We start from the raw sequence: 17,154 nt of genomic DNA on the forward strand, positions 1-17,154 counted from the left end.
CTCAACAGCCGCAGGCCGGTGCCGTCGGCCGCGCCGTGTTCAGCTGCAAGGCCCCGCTGATCTGCGCGACGTGGTCCAGCCGATGTCGCTCCAGGTAATCGAGAATGCCGGCGTTGATCTTCGGCAGGATCAGCGGGTCGTAGAACAGCGCGGTCCCCACCCCCACCGCGGTCGCGCCGGCGAGCAGGAACTCGATGGCATCCTGCGGCGTGGTGACGCCACCCTGGCCGATGATCGGGATCCCGTGCGGCCTGGTCACCTGATACACCTGGTGCACCTTGAGCAGCGCGATCGGTTTGATCGCCGGTCCGGACAGGCCGCCCTGATTGTTGCCGATATAAGGTGTGCGCGACTCGACGTCGATCGCCATGCCCATCAGGGTGTTGATCACCGCGAAGGCGTCGCTGCCGGCCTCGATGCAGCGCCGCGCGTTCTCCGCGATATCGGTCTGGTTCGGTGACAACTTGGTGATCAGCGGCTTGCGCGTCACCCCGCGGCACGCCTCGACGACGCGCGCCGACATGTCCGGATCATTGCCGAACGCCACGCCGCCTTCCTTGACGTTCGGGCAAGAGATGTTGATCTCGATGGCGTCGATCGGGGAATCGTCGAAGCGTTGCGTGACCGCGATGTATTCCTCGACCGTCGAGCCGGAGACATTGGCGATGAAGCGTGTCTCGCTGAAATCGAGGCTCGGCAGAATCTCGTCGACCACCTTGTCCACCCCGGGGTTCTGCAGGCCGATCGCATTCAGCATACCGGCAGGCGTCTCATAGACCCGGTGCGGTGCATTGCCCAAGCGCTGAGTGCCCGTGGTGCCTTTCAGGCACACCGCGCCGGCATCACGATTGGAGAAGCCTTCGACGCGCGTGTACTCTTCGCCGAAGCCGACACATCCCGACAACAGCACCAAGGGTGTCGCGAACTGCATGCCGCAGAAATCCAAAGCCAGGCGTGGGTCGTTGTCAGCCATCGAAATCGAGAGTCCCCCAGTGTTTCACGTTGTCCTGTTTCAGCCGGAGATACCGCCGAACACGGGCAACATCATACGCCTGTGCGCCAACACCGGCAGCCGCCTGCATCTGATCGAACCCCTCGGCTTCGCTTTCGACGATAAGCGCCTGCGCCGCGCCGGCCTCGACTATCACGAATATGCCGAAGTCACCCGGTACGGCGATTTCGATGCCTTCGAACAGGCCGTGGCGCCGCCACGCTGGTTCGCGGTCTCGAAGCGCGCGACGACACGCCTCGACCGTGTCACCTATCTACCCGGCGATGCATTCGTGTTCGGTTCGGAGAGCCGAGGCCTGCCGCAGGCGATGCTCGACGCACTGCCTGAACACCGACGGATACGGATCCCGATGCGTCCCGGACAGCGCAGCCTGAATCTGTCGAACAGCGTCGCGGTCGTGCTGTTCGAGGCGTGGCGCCAGCACGACTTCGCCGGAGGTGCCTGACCCCGGACCGGGGCCTGCGCGGGGTCTGCCACCGGGGTCAAGTAATCGTCCGGCTGGCCGATCTCATCACGGCAGGGGCTTGCATCTGCGCGTGGCCCGTGGCCGCGATGGGGAGACCAAATGAATCACAGCGCCAGTGAATCGGGCGGCGTGGTCGCTCGGCATGCCGCCGAAGGCGCTGGGCGTGCGGCGCGCTCCCACCCCCGCCGGAGGGCGTCGGACCGCAGCGGCGTCCTGCAGGCCTTGTTCTTCCGCCCGGGCGGTGGTGCCACTCCGGAACAGGGACAGGCCGTCTCGCGGATCGTGCTCGCGGCGATCGGCACCCTGGTGATGTATGCCAGCCGGGGGCTATACGCCCACAACGATGCCCCTTTCCTGCTCGCCTTGGCCTACATGTTGGCGAGCTTCTTCTACCTCTCGTTCGTCGCCCGCAACCCCGACCGCTACCTGTGGCGCCGCTACGTCGTGATCCTGCTCGACCTTGGCGTGGCCGGGTTCCTTACGGCGCATTTTTCCGGCGCCGGAATCGCGTTCTATCCGCTGTTCCTGTGGGTGATGATCGGCAACGGGATACGCTATGGCGAGCGATTCATGCAGTTCGCCACGCTGTTCGGTCTGCTGACGTTCACCACGGCGGTGGCCGTCAGCGGATTCCTGTGGCTGCAGCCGGGCACGTACATCGGTTTGATGTTCGGCCTGGTGCTGATGCCGAAGTTCTTCCTGGTGATGATCGACCGCCTGGCGATCGCCAACAGCGAACTCCTGGTGCAGAAGGAACAGGCGGAGTACATGGCGACACACGATGTGCTGACCGGGCTGCCCAACCGGGCCTATCTGCACACGCGCATGGAACAGACGCTGGCGGTGTCGCGACGTACCGGCCACCAGGTCGCGATCGCGTTCATCGACCTCGATTCATTCAAATCCATCAACGACAGTTTTGGTCATGAGTACGGGGATTTCCTGCTCTGCCAGGTCGCCGACGCGATGCGTGGCGTACTGCGCGCCGGCGACACCGTCGCGCGTCTCGGCGGCGACGAGTTCGTCGTCGTGATCGAGGACTCGGATGACGGTGCGCGCATCGGACGGGTGATCGAGCGGTTGTTTTCCTGTGTCGGTCGTTACTACACGATCGGGGAATACGAAACCTATGTGACCTGGAGTTGCGGCGTGGTGACCTACCCGCGCGACGGCGGCGACATCCATACGCTGCTGAAGCACGCCGATACCGCGATGTATGCCGCGAAGTCGCTCGGTCCGAACAATTTCGCATTCTACGACGCGGCGATGTCGGCCGAGGTGACAGAACAGCTCGCGCTGCGCGACGAACTGCGCCTGGCGCTGGAACGCGACCAGCTGGAGGTCCGGTATCAGCCGATCGTCGACGCGCTCAGCGGCGAGGTGCGTGCCGCCGAGGCATTGCTGCGCTGGCACCACCCGGAGCGTGGCGTGTTGTCGCCATCGGCGTTCATCACGGTCGCTGAACAGAGCGGGCTGATCAACAGCATCGGCAACTGGGTGCTGGACCAGGCACTGGAGGCGGCCAAACAATGGCGTCTGCGTCACGGTCTGGACGTGATCGTGCACGTCAACGTATCCGCTCACCAACTCAAACAACCGGATTTCGTCAAGCAGGTGCAGGCCTCACTGGACAAGGCCGAGTTGCCACCGCAACTGCTCGAGCTCGAGATGACCGAGAGCGCGCTGATCGAAGACAGCATACGGACCGCGACCTTGCTTGCCGAGTTGAACACGATCGGAGTGAAGATTGCGCTCGATGACTTCGGTACCGGCTTCTCTTCGCTCGCCTACCTGAAGAACCTCCCGGTCGATGCGATCAAGATCGACAAGTCTTTCATCGATGACCTGCCGACCGGTGAACGTGACGCCGCGCTGGTCGATGCGATCCTGACCCTCGGCGATCAGCTCGGCACCAAGATCGTGGCCGAAGGTGTGGAGACCGACCCGCAGCTGGCGTGGCTGGTGGCCCACGGCTGCCGTTGCGTACAAGGTTTTCTTTTCAGCGAGGCGGTCCCACAGGCGGATTTTCTCGCGCTCGCGCAGAGCGGCTTTCCGCTCGCGTTGGCCGCCAACTATCGATCGGGCGGTCGACAACGCGGCAGCATCGGCTAGGCGGCTCCGGCATTGCCGGACTGTCGCGGCGGCCGACCGGACCCGCACTCCATCACGTGAACCCCCCGGGTCGGCACGCGCCTGGCCGGACATCCGAATCGAATCCGGACATCGTCCCCCGTACGTCGCCAATGCGCCGGCGCCGGGGATCCCTGCCGGCATGTGCTAGCTTTTAAGGTTCCAACTGCCGCCTCAGGAGAGCGCCAATGGCCGTCGCCAAAGTGACCGAAATCATTTCGTCGTCCAAAGAGAGTTTCGATGATGCCGTGCGGAAGGGCGTCAAGCGCGCCTCCAAGACCCTGCAGAACGTCACCTCCGCCTGGGTCCAGGATCAGTCGGTGAATGTCGCGGACGGCAAGATCCAGGAGTACCGGGTGCACCTGAAGGTCACGTTCGTCCTCAAAGACTGAACGCCGCCCGCACGTCGATCAGCCGCGAAACGCCTCGTCGGATGCCAGATAGGCCAGCTCCTCCGGGGTGCTCGGCCGGCCAAGGATCGCATTGCGGTGCGGGAACCGCCCGAAGCGCCGGATCAGGTCGCGATGGTGCCGGGCGAAGCGCAGGTTGGACGAAAGTCCCGCGCGTTCGAACAACCGTACCGCGAGCGTCTGGTCGTCGATCTCTTCGCTGTGCATCAATGGCATGTACAGAAAAGCGACGCGCTCGTGCGGTAAGCGACGGTCGTGTCCGCGATCGATCGCGTCGTGGCTGATCGCGATCGCCTGACGCTCGGTCGCAAACGCCTGTGGCTGACCGCGGTACATGTTCAGCGGAAACTGGTCGAGCACGATGGCCAGCGCCAGTGCACCGTCGGGTGACTGCAGCCACTCGCTGAACTCGCCGCGCGCGGCGGCCTTCCAGGTCGACTCGAAGCGTGCGCGGATGCGCGCATCGAGTGCCGGAGGGGCCCGAAACCACTGTTTATGCATGCCGTCGGCAAACCAGAAATCCAGTATCTGTGCGGGCTCAGTCATGGCTCGCGACGGCGGCGGCCTCGCCCTCCGGGACCGGTTGTGGCCCGGCGGCGGTCTGCCCGATCGTGTACCCTTTCCAGATCAGATAGATCACCGGGATGACGAACAGCGACAGCAGCGGTGCGGTGATCATGCCCCCGATCATGGGTGCGGCGATACGGCTCATCACCTCTGAACCGGTGCCCGTGCCGAGGAAGATCGGCAGCAACCCGGCAACGATCACTGCAACCGTCATCGCCTTGGGGCGTACGCGCAACACAGCGCCCTCCATGATCGCGTCGCGCAGCGCCTCGGGGGTCAAGGGTCCGCGGCGCGCGTGGTCGCGCAGTGCATTGTCCAGGTAGACCAGCATCACGACACCGAACTCCGCGGCCACGCCGGCCAACGCGATGAAGCCGACGCCGACCGCGACCGACAGGTTGTAACCGAGCAGGAAGATCAGCCAGAATCCGCCGACCAGCGCGAACGGCAGTGAGCCCATCACGATGGCCGCCTGGCCGGCGTGCCGGAACGTCAGGTAGAGCAACACGAAGATGATCACCAGGGTCAGCGGTACGACCTGCGACAGGCGGGCCTGGGCACGCAGCATGTACTCGTATTGCCCGGACCAGGTGATCGAGTAGCCGGCCGGCAGGGCCACCTGTGTACGCACCGCCTGCTGCGCAGCGGCCACGTAGCTGCCGAGGTCGACGTCGCGGATATCGACGAAGGTCCAGCCGTTGAGGCGGGCGTTCTCGCTCTTCAGCATCGGAGGGCCGTCGATGATCTTGACCTCGGCGACCTGCGCCAGCGGGATCTGCGCCCCGGTGGGGGTGACCAGCGGCAGCGCACGCAACTTTTCGATGTCGTCGCGACGCTCGCGCGGGAAGCGCAGATTGACCGGGTAGCGCTCCAAGCCCTCGACCGTCTGTGCGATGTTGATCCCGCCGACCGCGGCCGCGATCACCTGGTTCAGGTCCTCGATGTTCAGTCCATAGCGCGCCGCTGCGACCCGGTCGGGCACGATGTCGATGTAGCGTCCGCCGGCAACCCGTTCCGAGTACGCAGACGTGGTGCCCGGCACGCCCAGAACCACGCGCTCGATCTCGCGACCGATGCGCTCGATCTCGGCCAGATCGGGCCCCGCCACCTTGATGCCGACCGGTGTCTTGATCCCGGTCGCGAGCATGTCGATGCGCGTCTTGATCGGCATCACCCAGGCATTGGTCACACCCGGGTAGTTCACTGTGCGGTCGAGTTCGTCGATGATCCCGCGGGTGGTCATGCCCGGCCGCCACTGGTCCCGCGGCTTGAGCTGGATGACCGTCTCGATCATCGTCAGCGGTGCCGGGTCGGTCGCCGTGTCGGCACGACCGATCTTGCCGAACACCCGTGCCACCTCCGGCACCTTGCTGATCAGGCGATCGGTCTGCTGCAACAACTCCTGCGCCTTGCCGATCGACAGACCGGGCAGCGTGGTCGGCATATACATCAGGTCGCCCTCGTCCAGTTCGGGCATGAACTCCGAGCCGAGGCCGTCGGCAAAACGCGCCAGCCAGGGCGTGTCGCCGAACGTCTGCCGCCAGTGGCGGCGCAGCGCCTGCTGCATCGCTTCGATCTCCTGGATTTCCGCCCGCGGTGCGCCGCCCAGCGATTCAGCGATCTGAAACGGCCATTTCAGCGGAGCCAGATAGCCACCGATCCCGGCGATGGGGATCACCAGGCTCAGCACGACCAGCAGGGCGTTGAACAAGGTGAAGCGGGGCCAACGCATGACCGCGTTCAACAGCGGGCGATAGATCCATATCAGAAAGACATTCAGCGGGTTCCGCCGCTCGTCGGGAATCCGCCCCCGGATGAAGTACCCCATCAGCACCGGCACCAGGGTGACCGCCAGTCCGGCGGAGGCCGCCATCGCGTAGGTCTTGGTGTACGCCAGCGGCGCGAACAGGCGCCCCTCCTGGGCCTCCAGTGTGAATACCGGCAGAAAGCTCAGCGTGATGATCAGCAGCGAAAAAAACAGCGCCGGGCCGACTTCTGCTGCAGCGTGAGTAATCACTTTCCAATGCTCGGCGCCGACCGGGGCCTGGCCGTGTTCGTGTCGGTAGCGTTCAAGGTGCTTGTGCGCGTTCTCGATCATCACGATCGCCGCGTCGACCATGGCGCCGATCGCGATCGCGATGCCGCCGAGCGACATGATGTTCGCGTTGATGCCCTGGTGCTGCATCACGATGAACGATGCCAGGATGCCGAGCGGCAGCGTGACGATCGCGACGAACGCCGAGCGCAGGTGAAACAGGAACACCAGGCACACCAGCGCGACCACGATGAACTCCTCGACCAGCTTGTCCTCGAGGTTGCTGACCGCGCGCTTGATCAGCGCCGAACGGTCGTAGGTCTCGACGATCTCGACACCCGGCGGGAGGCCCTGGCGCAGCTGATCCAGTTTGGTCTTGACCCGCTCGATGGTCGCCAATGCGTTTTCACCGTAGCGCATCACGACGATGCCGCCGGTCACCTCGCCTGCGCCATCGAGATCGGCGACCACGCGGCGCATCTCGGGCCCGATCTGCACCCGCGAGATATCGCGCAACAACACCGGTGTGCCCATCTCGGTCACGCTGATCGGGACCTGCTCGAGGTCGTCGATGCCGCGCAGGTAACCGCGCGTGCGTACCATGTATTCGGCCTCGGCCAACTCGACCACCGAGCCACCAACCTCCCGGTTGGCCGCGCGGATCGCCGCCGAGACCCGGGCAAGGGTGAGACCGAAGGCGCGCAGCTTCTCCGGGTCGACCACCACCTGGTACTGGCGCACCATGCCACCCACGGTCGCGACCTCGGACACTCCGGGGACGGTCTGCAACTCATACTTCAGGAACCAGTCCTGCAGGCTGCGCAACTCCGCGAGGTCGTGTCGTCCGCTGCGGTCGACCAGCACGTAGTTGTAGACCCAGCCGACGCCGGTCGCGTCCGGGCCTATCCGCGGTTCCACGCCCTCGGGCAGTTCCGCTGCCGCCTGGTTCAGGTACTCGAGTACCCGGGCACGCGCCCAATAGAGGTCGGTCCCGTCCTCGAAGATCACGTAGACGTACGAATCGCCGAAGAAGGAGTATCCGCGCACCACCTGGGCGCCGGGCACCGACAGCATCGTCGTGGTGATCGGGTAGGTGATCTGGTCCTCGACCACGCGCGGTGCCTGCCCGGGGAAGCTGGTGCGGATGATCACCTGCACGTCGGACAGATCAGGGATCGCGTCCAGCGGCGTCTTGTGCAATGCCACCCACCCCCAGCCGGTGATCACCAGCGAGGCGAGCACGACCAGGAACCGGTTGCGCACCGACCAGACGATCAGTTTGTTCAACATCGGTCGGCCCTCATCGATCGTCGGAGGCTGGAGTGGCGGGGGCGGCGGTCTCGTCCATCCGCAGGAAGCTCGCCTGCAGGCTGGATTCGGAGTCGATCAGGAACTGCCCCGACACGACCACCTGGTCGCCGGCCTTGAGTCCGCTGAGGATCTCAACCTTGCCACCGCTGTTCATTCCGGTCACGACGTCGACCGGCCGGAAGCGTCCCCCGCCCAGTGCCAACACCACGCTGGTACGCCGGCCGGTTTCGATGACCGCCTCCGCGGGCACCGCCAGCACGTCGCGTTTCGGGCCACCATAGATCACGACGTCGGCGAACATATTGGCCTTGAGCAGGCCGTCCGGATTGTCGAACGCCAGACGCACCTTCAGGGTGCGCGACTTGGGATCGAGCTGCGGGTAGATGTATTCCACCTTGCCCTCCCAGGTCCTGCCGGGGTAGGCGGGCACCTTGATCTCGGCGGTCAGCCCTTCGGCGAGCCAATCGATCTGGTGTTCGTAGACGTCGACCAGAACCCAGATCCGGCCGAGATCAGCGATGGTGACGATCTCCTTGTCGGGCGTCACGTACATCCCCTTGCGCGCGCCGAGCATCGTCACCACGCCGTCGGCATTCGCCAGCACCGGGACGGTGTTGACCGACTCGCCCTTGTTCTGGATCGCGGTGATCGTACCCTCGGGCACACCGAGCAGGCGCAGGCGGTTGCGTGCCTTCTCGAGACGCGCCTTGCCGCCCGACTGACCGAGCGCGATCAGGAAGTCGACCTGAGCGGACAGGATCTCCTCGGAGTACAGTCGGCCGATCAGCTGCCCGCGGCGAACCGGGTCGCCCTCGGCCTTCAGTTCGAGTTGCTCGATCCAGCCGGCCGCGCGCGGGTGCACGTGCGCCAAACGGGTCTCGTCGTAGTCGATGCGGCCGACCGTCTGGATATATTTCCACAGCGTCGCGTGTTGCGCCGGCGCGTATCGCACCCCCATGTTGTTGATCACGGCGTTGCTGATCTCGACGGTCGGGTGCCTGCCGGCCTGCGCGTCGATCATCTTCGCCACCAGATCCATGCCGCAGATCGGGCAGTTGCCCGGCTCGTCGCGCACGATCTGCGGGTGCATCGGGCAGACGTATTTGGGATCGAGGTGTTTGGCTGCGTGCTGCAGCGCCGTGTCGTCGGTCGCCGCGGCGAGGGGTTCGCTGGGGACCGCCTCTGGCCGGGAACAAGCGGCGAGGAGCAGCGTGGCCGCGATCAGCATGACCGAAAAGCCAGGAAAATAGTAAATACCCACTTTCATCAAACCACCTTATTGACGATGTTCATCGTCGCCGTCATGACTGTCTGCCGGGTGGGACCCCGGCGCCCGCGGCACCTCGATCGCGCGTGTCGATGAGTGGCGGTCAGATCGGCGGGCGGAACGGTGGCGTGCGCGGCACGTCGAGCGGATTGTCGGAGGGCCGGCGGTGCGCTGCAGTCAGCGCCATGATCGCCGGTGTGACGCCGGGGCCTGGTGAGCCCAGGCCGGGCGGCATGCCGTGACCGCAGCACGGACAGGCCGCCCCCGGTTCGCCGGAGGCGCAGTGTGGGCAGGGTTCAGCCGGGGGCGTCGCACCGTCGGTCATAGCGGGATCGGACTGCGTATGACAGGGCATGCCGTCAGGTTCGACGGTCGCGGCCGGTGCCGCGGATGCGCTGCCAAACGGCAGGTTGCCGGCGAGCAGCAGGGCGAGCAGCAGGCGGCCCACGAGGGACCGGGCAGAGGTTCTGCCGGCGAATCTGCTGATCATCCGCATCACCACCCTGTTGCCGCCTCCTGGTTCAGACCCGACCCGGCGCGCCGTTATTTCAACTGCCCGAGCCGGTGGAATTGTCAATCCGGCCGATCGCGCAACTGACGAACGACTTGGCCTTCGCGCCTGCGGCACGGATTCCCTCGACCGAACCCACCTCGGGATAGCCCAGCTTGCCCAGGGTCAGTGCGACCTGGTCCCGCCATTCCGGATTGCCTTCGACATGCACCTCGCCGCGTTCGATGTCGACCTCGACCGTCTGCGCCAACGCCGACTCCAGCAGCTTGTTGCGAATCGTATTCGCACAACCGCCGCATTTGACGTTCTCAACCGCAATCGTGTAGCTCATCTCCGCACTCCGTAGGTTTGTCCATCCGCTCAATGATCGGACAGTGGTGTTGGCTCGCCCGGCAGGCGCTGACCAGCTCGCTCAATTCGTCTCGCAGCAGGCTGAGCGCCTGGATACGCTGCTCGATCGCGGCCAGCTTGGTTTCGGTCATCGCCCTGACGTCGGCACGTACATCGCCCCCTCGCTCGCGCAGGTCCAGCAGTTGCGCGATCTCCTCGAGGCTGAAATCCATGGCCTGGGCGCGGCGCACGAAATGCAACCGCGCGATATCGGCCGCCACGTAACGGCGCTGGCCGCCGGCGTTTCGCCGCACCGGACCGAGTAGCCCGATCTTTTCGTAATACCGCAGGGTATCGGCGCTCAGGCCGGTCTCGGCACCTGCATCCCGAATGCTCAACGTGGTGACCACCGCCACTCTCCCTCGTCCAGTGATTGCGGAGAGTAATACCTGGAGTTAACTCCAGGTCAAGCGGTGATTTCCCCGTGGCGTGTGGGGAGTCGGACGGCCAGGTCTCGCCGGTCGTCTTCAGACGCTGTTCGGGCGTCGTCCGCTGGATCACACGCGGCGGCGCGCTGTGTATGATCGTGCAGACGATCAGGGTCTTATCCCATCCACATCGGCACACGGAGTGTCGCTTGACGAACAATACGGATTCTCGCGACAGCCCCCCCGTGCCGGGTGCCGAAGCGATAGCGCCGCTGGTCGGCAGTGGGCACCAGCTCATCACGGTGCTCAGACACCTGACCGAAGGCGTCGCGCTCTGGGACGGCGGCGGCACGCTGCGCTATGCCAACCCGGCGATGCGCGAGCTGTTCGGTGACGAACAGTTGCCGCTGGGTGCGACCGGATTCGACCAGTTCGTGAACCGACTCGCCGACAGCAGCGGTAACCGGCTGGTGTTCAGTGAGCCGACGGCGGTCAAAGCGGTACGCGCCGGACGTCTGGCCCGGCCGGTCGTGGTCCAGGTGACCGGGCGTCACGGCATGCGACGCTGGCTCAGTTTCACCGCGGTACCGCTGTTGACCGACGAACCTCAGGCCAAGCAGGGGATGGTGTCGTCGGTCACCGACATCACCGAACTCAAGCTGCAGTCGCAGTTGATGGCTCAACTGGCGAACTACGACACCCTCACGGGTGCTCCCAACCGTCGTCTGCTACACGATCGCATGCGTCAATTGCTGCCGCAGGAGAGCCGCAGAGGCAGGCAGCTGGCGGTCTGTTACCTCGACCTCGACGGTTTCAAGTCGGTCAACGACGCACTCGGACACGAAGCCGGCGACGAGCTGTTGAAACAGGCCGCCGGGCGGCTCGCGGATGAGGTGCGCGGAGGCGATACGGTTGCGCGGCTCGGCGGTGACGAGTTCGTGGTGCTGCTCGGCGATCTGCAGGAGCGTGGGGACTGCGTTCCGGTGATCGAGCGAATCCTGCGGTCGCTCGCGGCGCCCTACCAGATCGGTGGCGCCCACGTCGACGGCGTATCGGCGAGCATCGGGGTGACCGTGTATCCGCTCGACGACAGCGATCCCGATACGCTGTTACGGCATGCCGACAAGGCGATGTATCTCGCGAAGCGCGCCGGCAAAAACACCTTCCGGTGGTTCAACCCCGGCGGCGAGGAGCGCCTGGCGGCACAACGCGAAACGCTACGCGAAGTGCGGCGTGCGGTGCGGGACCGGGAGCTGGTGTTGTTCTTCCAGCCCATCGTGGACTGCCGGGCCGGTCGGGTGGTCGGTGCCGAGGCGTTGCTGCGCTGGCGCCACCCGATCCTGGGGATCTTGCCGCCGATCCAGTTCCTGCCGCTGGTCGAGGACAACGACCTCGCGCTCGAGATCGGCGACTTCGTAATGGCTGAAGCCCTGCGTCAGGCCGGGATCTGGCACGCCGCAGGGCACCCCCTGTCGGTCGCGGTCGACCTGTTCGCCCGCCAGCTCCAGCAACCGGATTTCGTGGATCGGCTACGCGCTGCGCTGGTCGCGTCCGGGAAGCCGGAGGCACTGCGCCTGGACCTCGAGATCGCCGAAAAGGCGGCACTCGACGCGGTGACCAACATTGCCGATCAGGTCGCGCGTTGCCGGGAGAACGGCGTGGGGTTCTCTCTGGATGACTTTGGCACCGGCTATTCGACCCTGGACCACCTGCGGCGGGTGCCGGCGCGCACGCTGAAGATCGACCGCACATTCATTCGAGACATGCTCGACGACACCGAAGACCGGGCGCTGGTCGAGGCGATCATCGCCTTGGGCCGATCGTTCCGGCGCGACGTTGTCGCGGTCGGCGTCGAACGCGTGGAGCAGGTGCGGTGGTTGCTGGCGGCAGGTTGCGACCTGATGCAGGGGTTCTGCATCGCGCCACCGCTGCCGGCAGACGCATTCATGGAGTGGCTGGAGGCGTTCCGTGCCGATCCCGCCTGGACCGCACCCTGAACGGAGGCATGTGCTGATGGGCAGTTACCGGGAAATGTTGTTCGACGAAACCCTGGCGACCGGTGTCGACGAGATCGACAGCCAACATCGCAACCTGATCAACCTGGCGAATGAAGCGGCGGCGGCACTGCGCCAAGGGGTGACGCCCACGCAGTTGCGGCACCTGGTCCGCGAACTGCTGGCGTATGCCATCTACCATTTCCGCACCGAAGAGGCGTTGATGAAGGAGTACGCCTACGATGTGGAAGCGGCCGCGGACGCGACGAATCACATCGCGCGACACCGCGCCTTTGCAGACAAGATCGCCACCATGCAGCAGGCATTGCAGAACCGTGAGCACATCGATTTCGACCAGCTGATCAACTTCCTGTACGACTGGATTGCTCACCACATCATGGACACGGACCGGCAGCTGGCGGGGTTCATCCTGACCAAGCGAAGCCAGCGCTGACCCCAGCCGGGACCTACTCGGACTTGGCCTCGCGACTGAGCAGGTTCTTGACCGCCCGGGCCGGGTCCAGCCCCTCGTAGAGGACCCGGTAGGCCTGTTCGGTGATGGGCATCTCGACACCCAGTCGCTGGGCGAGGGTGCGCACCTCGCGCGCGGTCGCGACACCTTCGACCTCCTGCCCGATCTGCCGCTTCGCAGCGTCGATGTCGAGGCCGCGGGCCAGCGCGAGGCCCATTCGGCGGTTGCGTGACTGGTCGTCGGTGCAGGTGAGCGCGAGGTCACCGAGTCCTGCGAGGCCCATGAAGGTCTCCGTCTTGCCACCCATCGCCAGGCCCAGTCGGGTGATCTCGTGCAAACCACGGGTGATCAACGCGGCGCGCGCATTGGCCCCGAAGCCGAGGCCATCGGAGATACCCGCGGCGATGGCCATGACGTTCTTGGTGGCGCCGCCGACCTGGACGCCGACCAGGTCGTCGCTGGTGTAGGCGCGGAAATTCTCACCGTGCAGAAAGCCGGCGACCCGCTCCGCATGTGCCGGCTTGTCCGCGGCGACAGTGATCGCGGTCGGCAGACCGCGGGCGACCTCGCCGGCGAAGGTCGGTCCCGAGACCACCGCCATGTCGGCGAGCGGCAGGTGGCGCGCCACGACTTCGCTGAGCAGTATGTGGTCGTGCGGATCGAATCCCTTGGTCGCCCAGCTCAGGGTGCTGAGTTGAGGGCGTAGTGCGGCAACATCGGCACACACCTGGGCAAAGGCATGGCTCGGCACCACGACCAGGATTTCGTCCGCTTCGCACACGCTGGCGGCCAGGTCGTCGCTCGGTTCAAGCGAGTCCGGCAGCGTGACACCGGGTAGGTAGTGGCGGTTCTCGCGTTCACGGCGAAGCGCCGCGATTTCGTCCGGGAGGTGCCCCCACAGCGTGACCGGCGAGCCGTTGCGGGCCAGATGGATTGCCAGCGCGGTCCCCCAGGAACCGGCACCGAGAACCGCCAGCCTGATCGGGGGCTCGGCCAAATCAGTGCGGATTGCCGGCGGTGGCCTCCGCCGACTGGGCACGGGCCTGCCGCTGCTGTGCAAACAGCGCTTCGAAGTTCACCGGTTGCAGCACGAACTGCGGGAAGCTGCCGCGCGTCACCAGGTCGGAGACCGCCTCGCGTGCATACGGAAACAGCACGTTGGGCGCGGCGATGCCCATCAGTGCCTCCAGCTCTTCGTCGCTGAACCCCTGCACCAGGAACACCCCGGCCTGCTTCACCTCGACCAGAAACACCGTCTTGCCCTGGTGTTTGGCATCGACGCTGACGCTCAACACCAGCTCCACCGAATCATCACCGAGTTTCTGCGATTCGCTGCTCAGTCCCACCTTGATCTCGGGTGTCCAGTTTTCCTGGAAGATCTGCGGGCTGTTGGGCGCCTCGAACGAGATATCCTTGGTGTAGATGCGCTGAACCAGAAACTGTCGTTGTTGCGCCTTTTGTTCTTCGCTCACTGTGTTCTCCTGAGGGGGGACTATCTGCGCTTGACGGGTAGATTGGCGTTCTCCCACGCCAGCATGCCGCCGCGCAGATTCTTGACGTGCTCGAATCCCTGCTTACGCAGCATGCGGCACGCGGCGCCTGAACGGGAGCCCGAACGGCACACGGCGACGATGGGTTTGGCGCGATGCTTTTCGAGCTGTTTGAGGTTGTTGCCGAGTCCGTTCAGCGGCACATTGACCGCGTTGACGATATGCCCGTCCTTGAACTCGGCCATCGACCGAACGTCCAGCACCACCGCATTCTCGTGGTTGATCAGCGCGGTGGCGCCGAGCGGGTCGATTGCGTCCTTGCCGCCCGGATCCGTGGCGACATGCCACATCAGCGCGGTCAACACGACCAGAAAGGCACCGACGAGCAGCGCATGGTTACCGGCGAATTCGATCAGTTGTTCCATCGTCACCTGCCCCGCGCCGGGCTGGGATACCGGCGTCGCAAACGAAGAAACGGGAGGCACATGGGCCATCCCGCCATCGGAAACACGTCGTGCGGTGCGCCCGGGTCAGTGTTCGTGCGAACAGAACACTTCGCGCATCATGCAGATCAGGCGCAGGGTGCGATTGTCGCTGACCCGGTAGAACACCCGGTTGGCGTCTTTTCGCGACGTGAGGATACCCTTATCGCGCAGGATCGCAAGGTGCTGTGAGATGTTGCTCTGCGATGTCCCGACCTGGTCGACGATATCCTGAACGCTGACCTCTTCGTCGCCCAGGGTGCAGAGAATCTTCAGGCGGAGAGGGTGGGACATGGCCTTCAGCGAACGTGAGGCCCGGTCGATGTCTTCGTCGCCCTCCAGCAGGGAGAGCTCGCTTTCAAATTCGTCTGCCATGGATACAAATGATTTATCAGGAAGATTCACAAGCTTAATACTCCTCCGGTGGGCTATTTACTAGCCTCTAATCTAATAATAGACCGCTATTGGAACAGCAATCCGTCGGCTCCAGCGAGCATTTTTCTTCAATTCCTGACAAATTTTCTTTTATGGCGGGTACCCGGCGCGCGCTGCAGATGGCGTGCAACTGTCTAACATGGTTCAATACGCAGGCCGCTTGCGGCCTGGCGCGCGTCGAAAATTTTACTGCTTAATCATGTGGTTAATTTGTGATCGGTGGGCGGGATCCTCGCCTCGCCGTTAGGAAGAAAATGAATATCAAGGTACGTCCGGCAGTTCTCCTTATCTTCGACGGATGGGGATTGAGCGACAATACCGACCACAACGCGATCCTCGCCGCCGACACCCCGGTCTGGGACCGTCTCTGGGCCACTTATCCGCATACCGCCATCCGTACGTCGGGTTCAGCGGTGGGGCTCCCGGGCGGCCAGATGGGCAACTCGGAGGTCGGCCACCTGAACCTGGGTGCCGGACGGGTGGTGTACCAGGAGTTCACCCGTATCGGGCGCTCGATCCGCACCGGGTCGTTCTTCAGCAACCGCACCCTGACCGATGCGGTCGATCTCGCGGTCAGCAACGGCAGCGCGGTGCACATTCTCGGACTGTTGTCTCCGGGCGGGGTGCACAGCCACGAAGAGCAGATCCACGCGATGGTCAAGCTGGCCGTGTGGCGCGGCGCCGAGAAGGTCTATGTCCATGCCTTCCTCGATGGCCGCGACATGCCGCCCAAGAGCGCCGAACCTTCGCTGAAGGCGATGGACGAGGTGTTCGCGGAGCTCGGACGGGGGCGCATCGCGACCATCATTGGCCGCTACTACGCGATGGACCGCGACCATCGCTGGGACCGGATCAAACAGGCCTATGACCTGATCACCGAGGGCCGTGCCGTGCACTGCGCGCCGTCGGCGGTCCAGGCGCTGAACGATGCCTATGCGCGCGGTGAGACCGACGAGTTCGTCAAGGCGTCCTGCATCGGCCCGGCGGTCAGGGTCGAGGACGGCGACGTGATCATCAACATGAATTACCGCTCGGATCGTGCGCGGCAGATCACCCGGCCGTTCATCGAGCCGGACTTCGACTGTTTCGACCGCGAGGTCGTGCCGAAGATCGCGACGTTCGTCTCGTTGACCGAGTACAACAAGGACTTCGATATCCCGGTCGCCTATCCCCCCGAGCGTCTGGCCAACACCTTTGGCGAATATATCGCCAACCTGGGTCTGCACCAGCTACGTATCGCCGAAACGGAGAAATACGCGCACGTGACCTTCTTCTTCAACGGTGGCGTGGAGGCGCCGAACGAAGGCGAGGAGCGCATCCTGATTCCGTCGCCAAAGGTGGCGACCTACGACCTGGAGCCGGAGATGAGCGCGTTCGAGGTCACCGACAGGCTCGTCGAGGCGATCCGCAGCCAGCGGTTCGACGCCATCATCTGCAACTACGCCAACGGCGACATGGTCGGTCATACCGGAAATTACGAGGCCGCGGTCAAGGCGATCGAGGTGCTGGACGAGTGCCTCGGCCGGGTCACCGATGCGGTGCTCGAGGTCGGTGGCGAGATGCTGATCACCGCCGATCATGGTAATGCCGAGCAGATGGTCGATCCGAAGGCGGAGCAGCCGCACACCGCGCACACCACGAACCCGGTACCGTTGATCTATGTCGGGCGTGGTGCCTCGGCGCTGATGGAGAATGGTGCGCTGTGCGACATCGCACCTTCTTTGCTGCAGATCATGGGGCTGCCGCAGCCCGCCGAGATGACCGGTCGATCGCTGTTGCTGGTCGCCGACGCTGACGCCGACGCGGCCTGAGGC

The 17,154-nt window shown here is 64.7% G+C and carries 17 protein-coding genes; 6 read left to right on the plus strand and 11 right to left on the minus strand.

Features of this window, described 5'->3' with window-relative positions:
* Position 1: 1 nt before the first annotated feature.
* Positions 2 to 979, minus strand: a complete 978-nt coding sequence (locus H6955_15575; GenBank protein ID MCP5314977.1) for a dihydroorotate dehydrogenase — start codon at positions 977 to 979, stop codon at positions 2 to 4.
* Between H6955_15575 and H6955_15580 the strand changes: the two genes are divergently transcribed.
* The 3 genes from H6955_15580 to H6955_15590 all read left to right on the plus strand — a co-directional run bounded on the left by H6955_15580 (position 978) and on the right by H6955_15590 (position 4,000).
* On the plus strand, positions 978 to 1,457 hold the full coding sequence (locus H6955_15580) for a tRNA (cytidine(34)-2'-O)-methyltransferase (protein MCP5314978.1): 480 nt from the start codon (positions 978 to 980) through the stop codon (positions 1,455 to 1,457). The two genes, H6955_15575 and H6955_15580, sit on opposite strands and share 2 nt — an antisense overlap.
* Positions 1,458 to 1,577: 120 nt before the next feature.
* Positions 1,578 to 3,590, plus strand: a complete 2,013-nt coding sequence (locus tag H6955_15585; protein MCP5314979.1) for an EAL domain-containing protein — start codon at positions 1,578 to 1,580, stop codon at positions 3,588 to 3,590.
* A 206-nt stretch (positions 3,591 to 3,796) separates the two neighbouring features.
* A complete protein-coding gene (locus H6955_15590) occupies positions 3,797 to 4,000 on the plus strand; it encodes a dodecin domain-containing protein (protein MCP5314980.1) in 204 nt (67 codons plus the stop codon).
* 18 nt (positions 4,001 to 4,018) lie between these two features.
* Here H6955_15590 and H6955_15595 read toward each other — a convergent pair whose 3' ends face one another.
* The 6 genes from H6955_15595 to H6955_15620 all read right to left on the minus strand — a co-directional run bounded on the left by H6955_15595 (position 4,019) and on the right by H6955_15620 (position 10,437).
* Positions 4,019 to 4,564 carry a DUF924 domain-containing protein gene (locus H6955_15595; protein MCP5314981.1) on the minus strand — a complete coding sequence of 182 codons (546 nt, stop codon included), beginning with the start codon at positions 4,562 to 4,564 and terminating at the stop codon, positions 4,019 to 4,021.
* Positions 4,557 to 7,910, minus strand: a complete 3,354-nt coding sequence (locus tag H6955_15600; GenBank protein MCP5314982.1) for an efflux RND transporter permease subunit — start codon at positions 7,908 to 7,910, stop codon at positions 4,557 to 4,559. Before H6955_15600 ends, H6955_15595 begins: the two co-directional genes overlap by 8 nt.
* 10 nt (positions 7,911 to 7,920) lie before the next feature.
* Complete coding sequence (locus H6955_15605) at positions 7,921 to 9,198, minus strand: efflux RND transporter periplasmic adaptor subunit (protein MCP5314983.1); 1,278 nt, start codon at positions 9,196 to 9,198, stop codon at positions 7,921 to 7,923.
* A 103-nt stretch (positions 9,199 to 9,301) separates the two neighbouring features.
* Positions 9,302 to 9,688, minus strand: a complete 387-nt coding sequence (locus tag H6955_15610; protein ID MCP5314984.1) for a hypothetical protein — start codon at positions 9,686 to 9,688, stop codon at positions 9,302 to 9,304.
* Positions 9,689 to 9,746: 58 nt separating this feature from the next.
* Entirely contained in the window at positions 9,747 to 10,040 is a 294-nt protein-coding gene (locus tag H6955_15615) for a heavy-metal-associated domain-containing protein (protein MCP5314985.1), read from the minus strand.
* Positions 10,018 to 10,437 (minus strand): heavy metal-responsive transcriptional regulator, encoded by a 420-nt coding sequence (locus H6955_15620; protein MCP5314986.1) that lies wholly within the window; start codon positions 10,435 to 10,437, stop codon positions 10,018 to 10,020. The genes H6955_15615 and H6955_15620 overlap by 23 nt, the downstream gene beginning before the upstream one ends.
* Positions 10,438 to 10,676: 239 nt before the next feature.
* Here H6955_15620 and H6955_15625 point away from each other — a divergent pair, with 239 nt between their 5' ends.
* Both H6955_15625 and H6955_15630 read left to right on the plus strand, forming a co-directional pair.
* Entirely contained in the window at positions 10,677 to 12,464 is a 1,788-nt protein-coding gene (locus H6955_15625; GenBank protein MCP5314987.1) for an EAL domain-containing protein, read from the plus strand.
* Positions 12,465 to 12,480: 16 nt separating this feature from the next.
* Complete coding sequence (locus H6955_15630; protein ID MCP5314988.1) at positions 12,481 to 12,915, plus strand: hemerythrin family protein; 435 nt, start codon at positions 12,481 to 12,483, stop codon at positions 12,913 to 12,915.
* 13 nt (positions 12,916 to 12,928) lie between these two features.
* Here the strand turns inward: H6955_15630 and H6955_15635 are convergent, their stop codons facing one another.
* The 4 genes from H6955_15635 to H6955_15650 all read right to left on the minus strand — a co-directional run bounded on the left by H6955_15635 (position 12,929) and on the right by H6955_15650 (position 15,280).
* Positions 12,929 to 13,930 carry an NAD(P)-dependent glycerol-3-phosphate dehydrogenase gene (locus H6955_15635; protein MCP5314989.1) on the minus strand — a complete coding sequence of 334 codons (1,002 nt, stop codon included), beginning with the start codon at positions 13,928 to 13,930 and terminating at the stop codon, positions 12,929 to 12,931.
* A gap of 1 nt (position 13,931) precedes the next feature.
* On the minus strand, positions 13,932 to 14,405 hold the full coding sequence (secB, locus tag H6955_15640) for a protein-export chaperone SecB (GenBank protein ID MCP5314990.1): 474 nt from the start codon (positions 14,403 to 14,405) through the stop codon (positions 13,932 to 13,934).
* Between the two features lie 20 nt (positions 14,406 to 14,425).
* Positions 14,426 to 14,848: a rhodanese-like domain-containing protein gene (locus tag H6955_15645; protein ID MCP5314991.1), complete on the minus strand. Its 423-nt coding sequence runs from the start codon at positions 14,846 to 14,848 to the stop codon at positions 14,426 to 14,428.
* 105 nt (positions 14,849 to 14,953) lie between these two features.
* Positions 14,954 to 15,280, minus strand: a complete 327-nt coding sequence (locus H6955_15650; GenBank protein MCP5314992.1) for a winged helix-turn-helix transcriptional regulator — start codon at positions 15,278 to 15,280, stop codon at positions 14,954 to 14,956.
* Between the two features lie 314 nt (positions 15,281 to 15,594).
* Here H6955_15650 and H6955_15655 point away from each other — a divergent pair, with 314 nt between their 5' ends.
* Positions 15,595 to 17,151, plus strand: a complete 1,557-nt coding sequence (locus H6955_15655; protein ID MCP5314993.1) for a 2,3-bisphosphoglycerate-independent phosphoglycerate mutase — start codon at positions 15,595 to 15,597, stop codon at positions 17,149 to 17,151.
* Positions 17,152 to 17,154: the final 3 nt, after the last annotated feature.

Source organism: Chromatiaceae bacterium (genome assembly GCA_024235395.1).
Classification (GTDB): Bacteria; Pseudomonadota; Gammaproteobacteria; order Chromatiales; family Chromatiaceae; genus Thiosocius.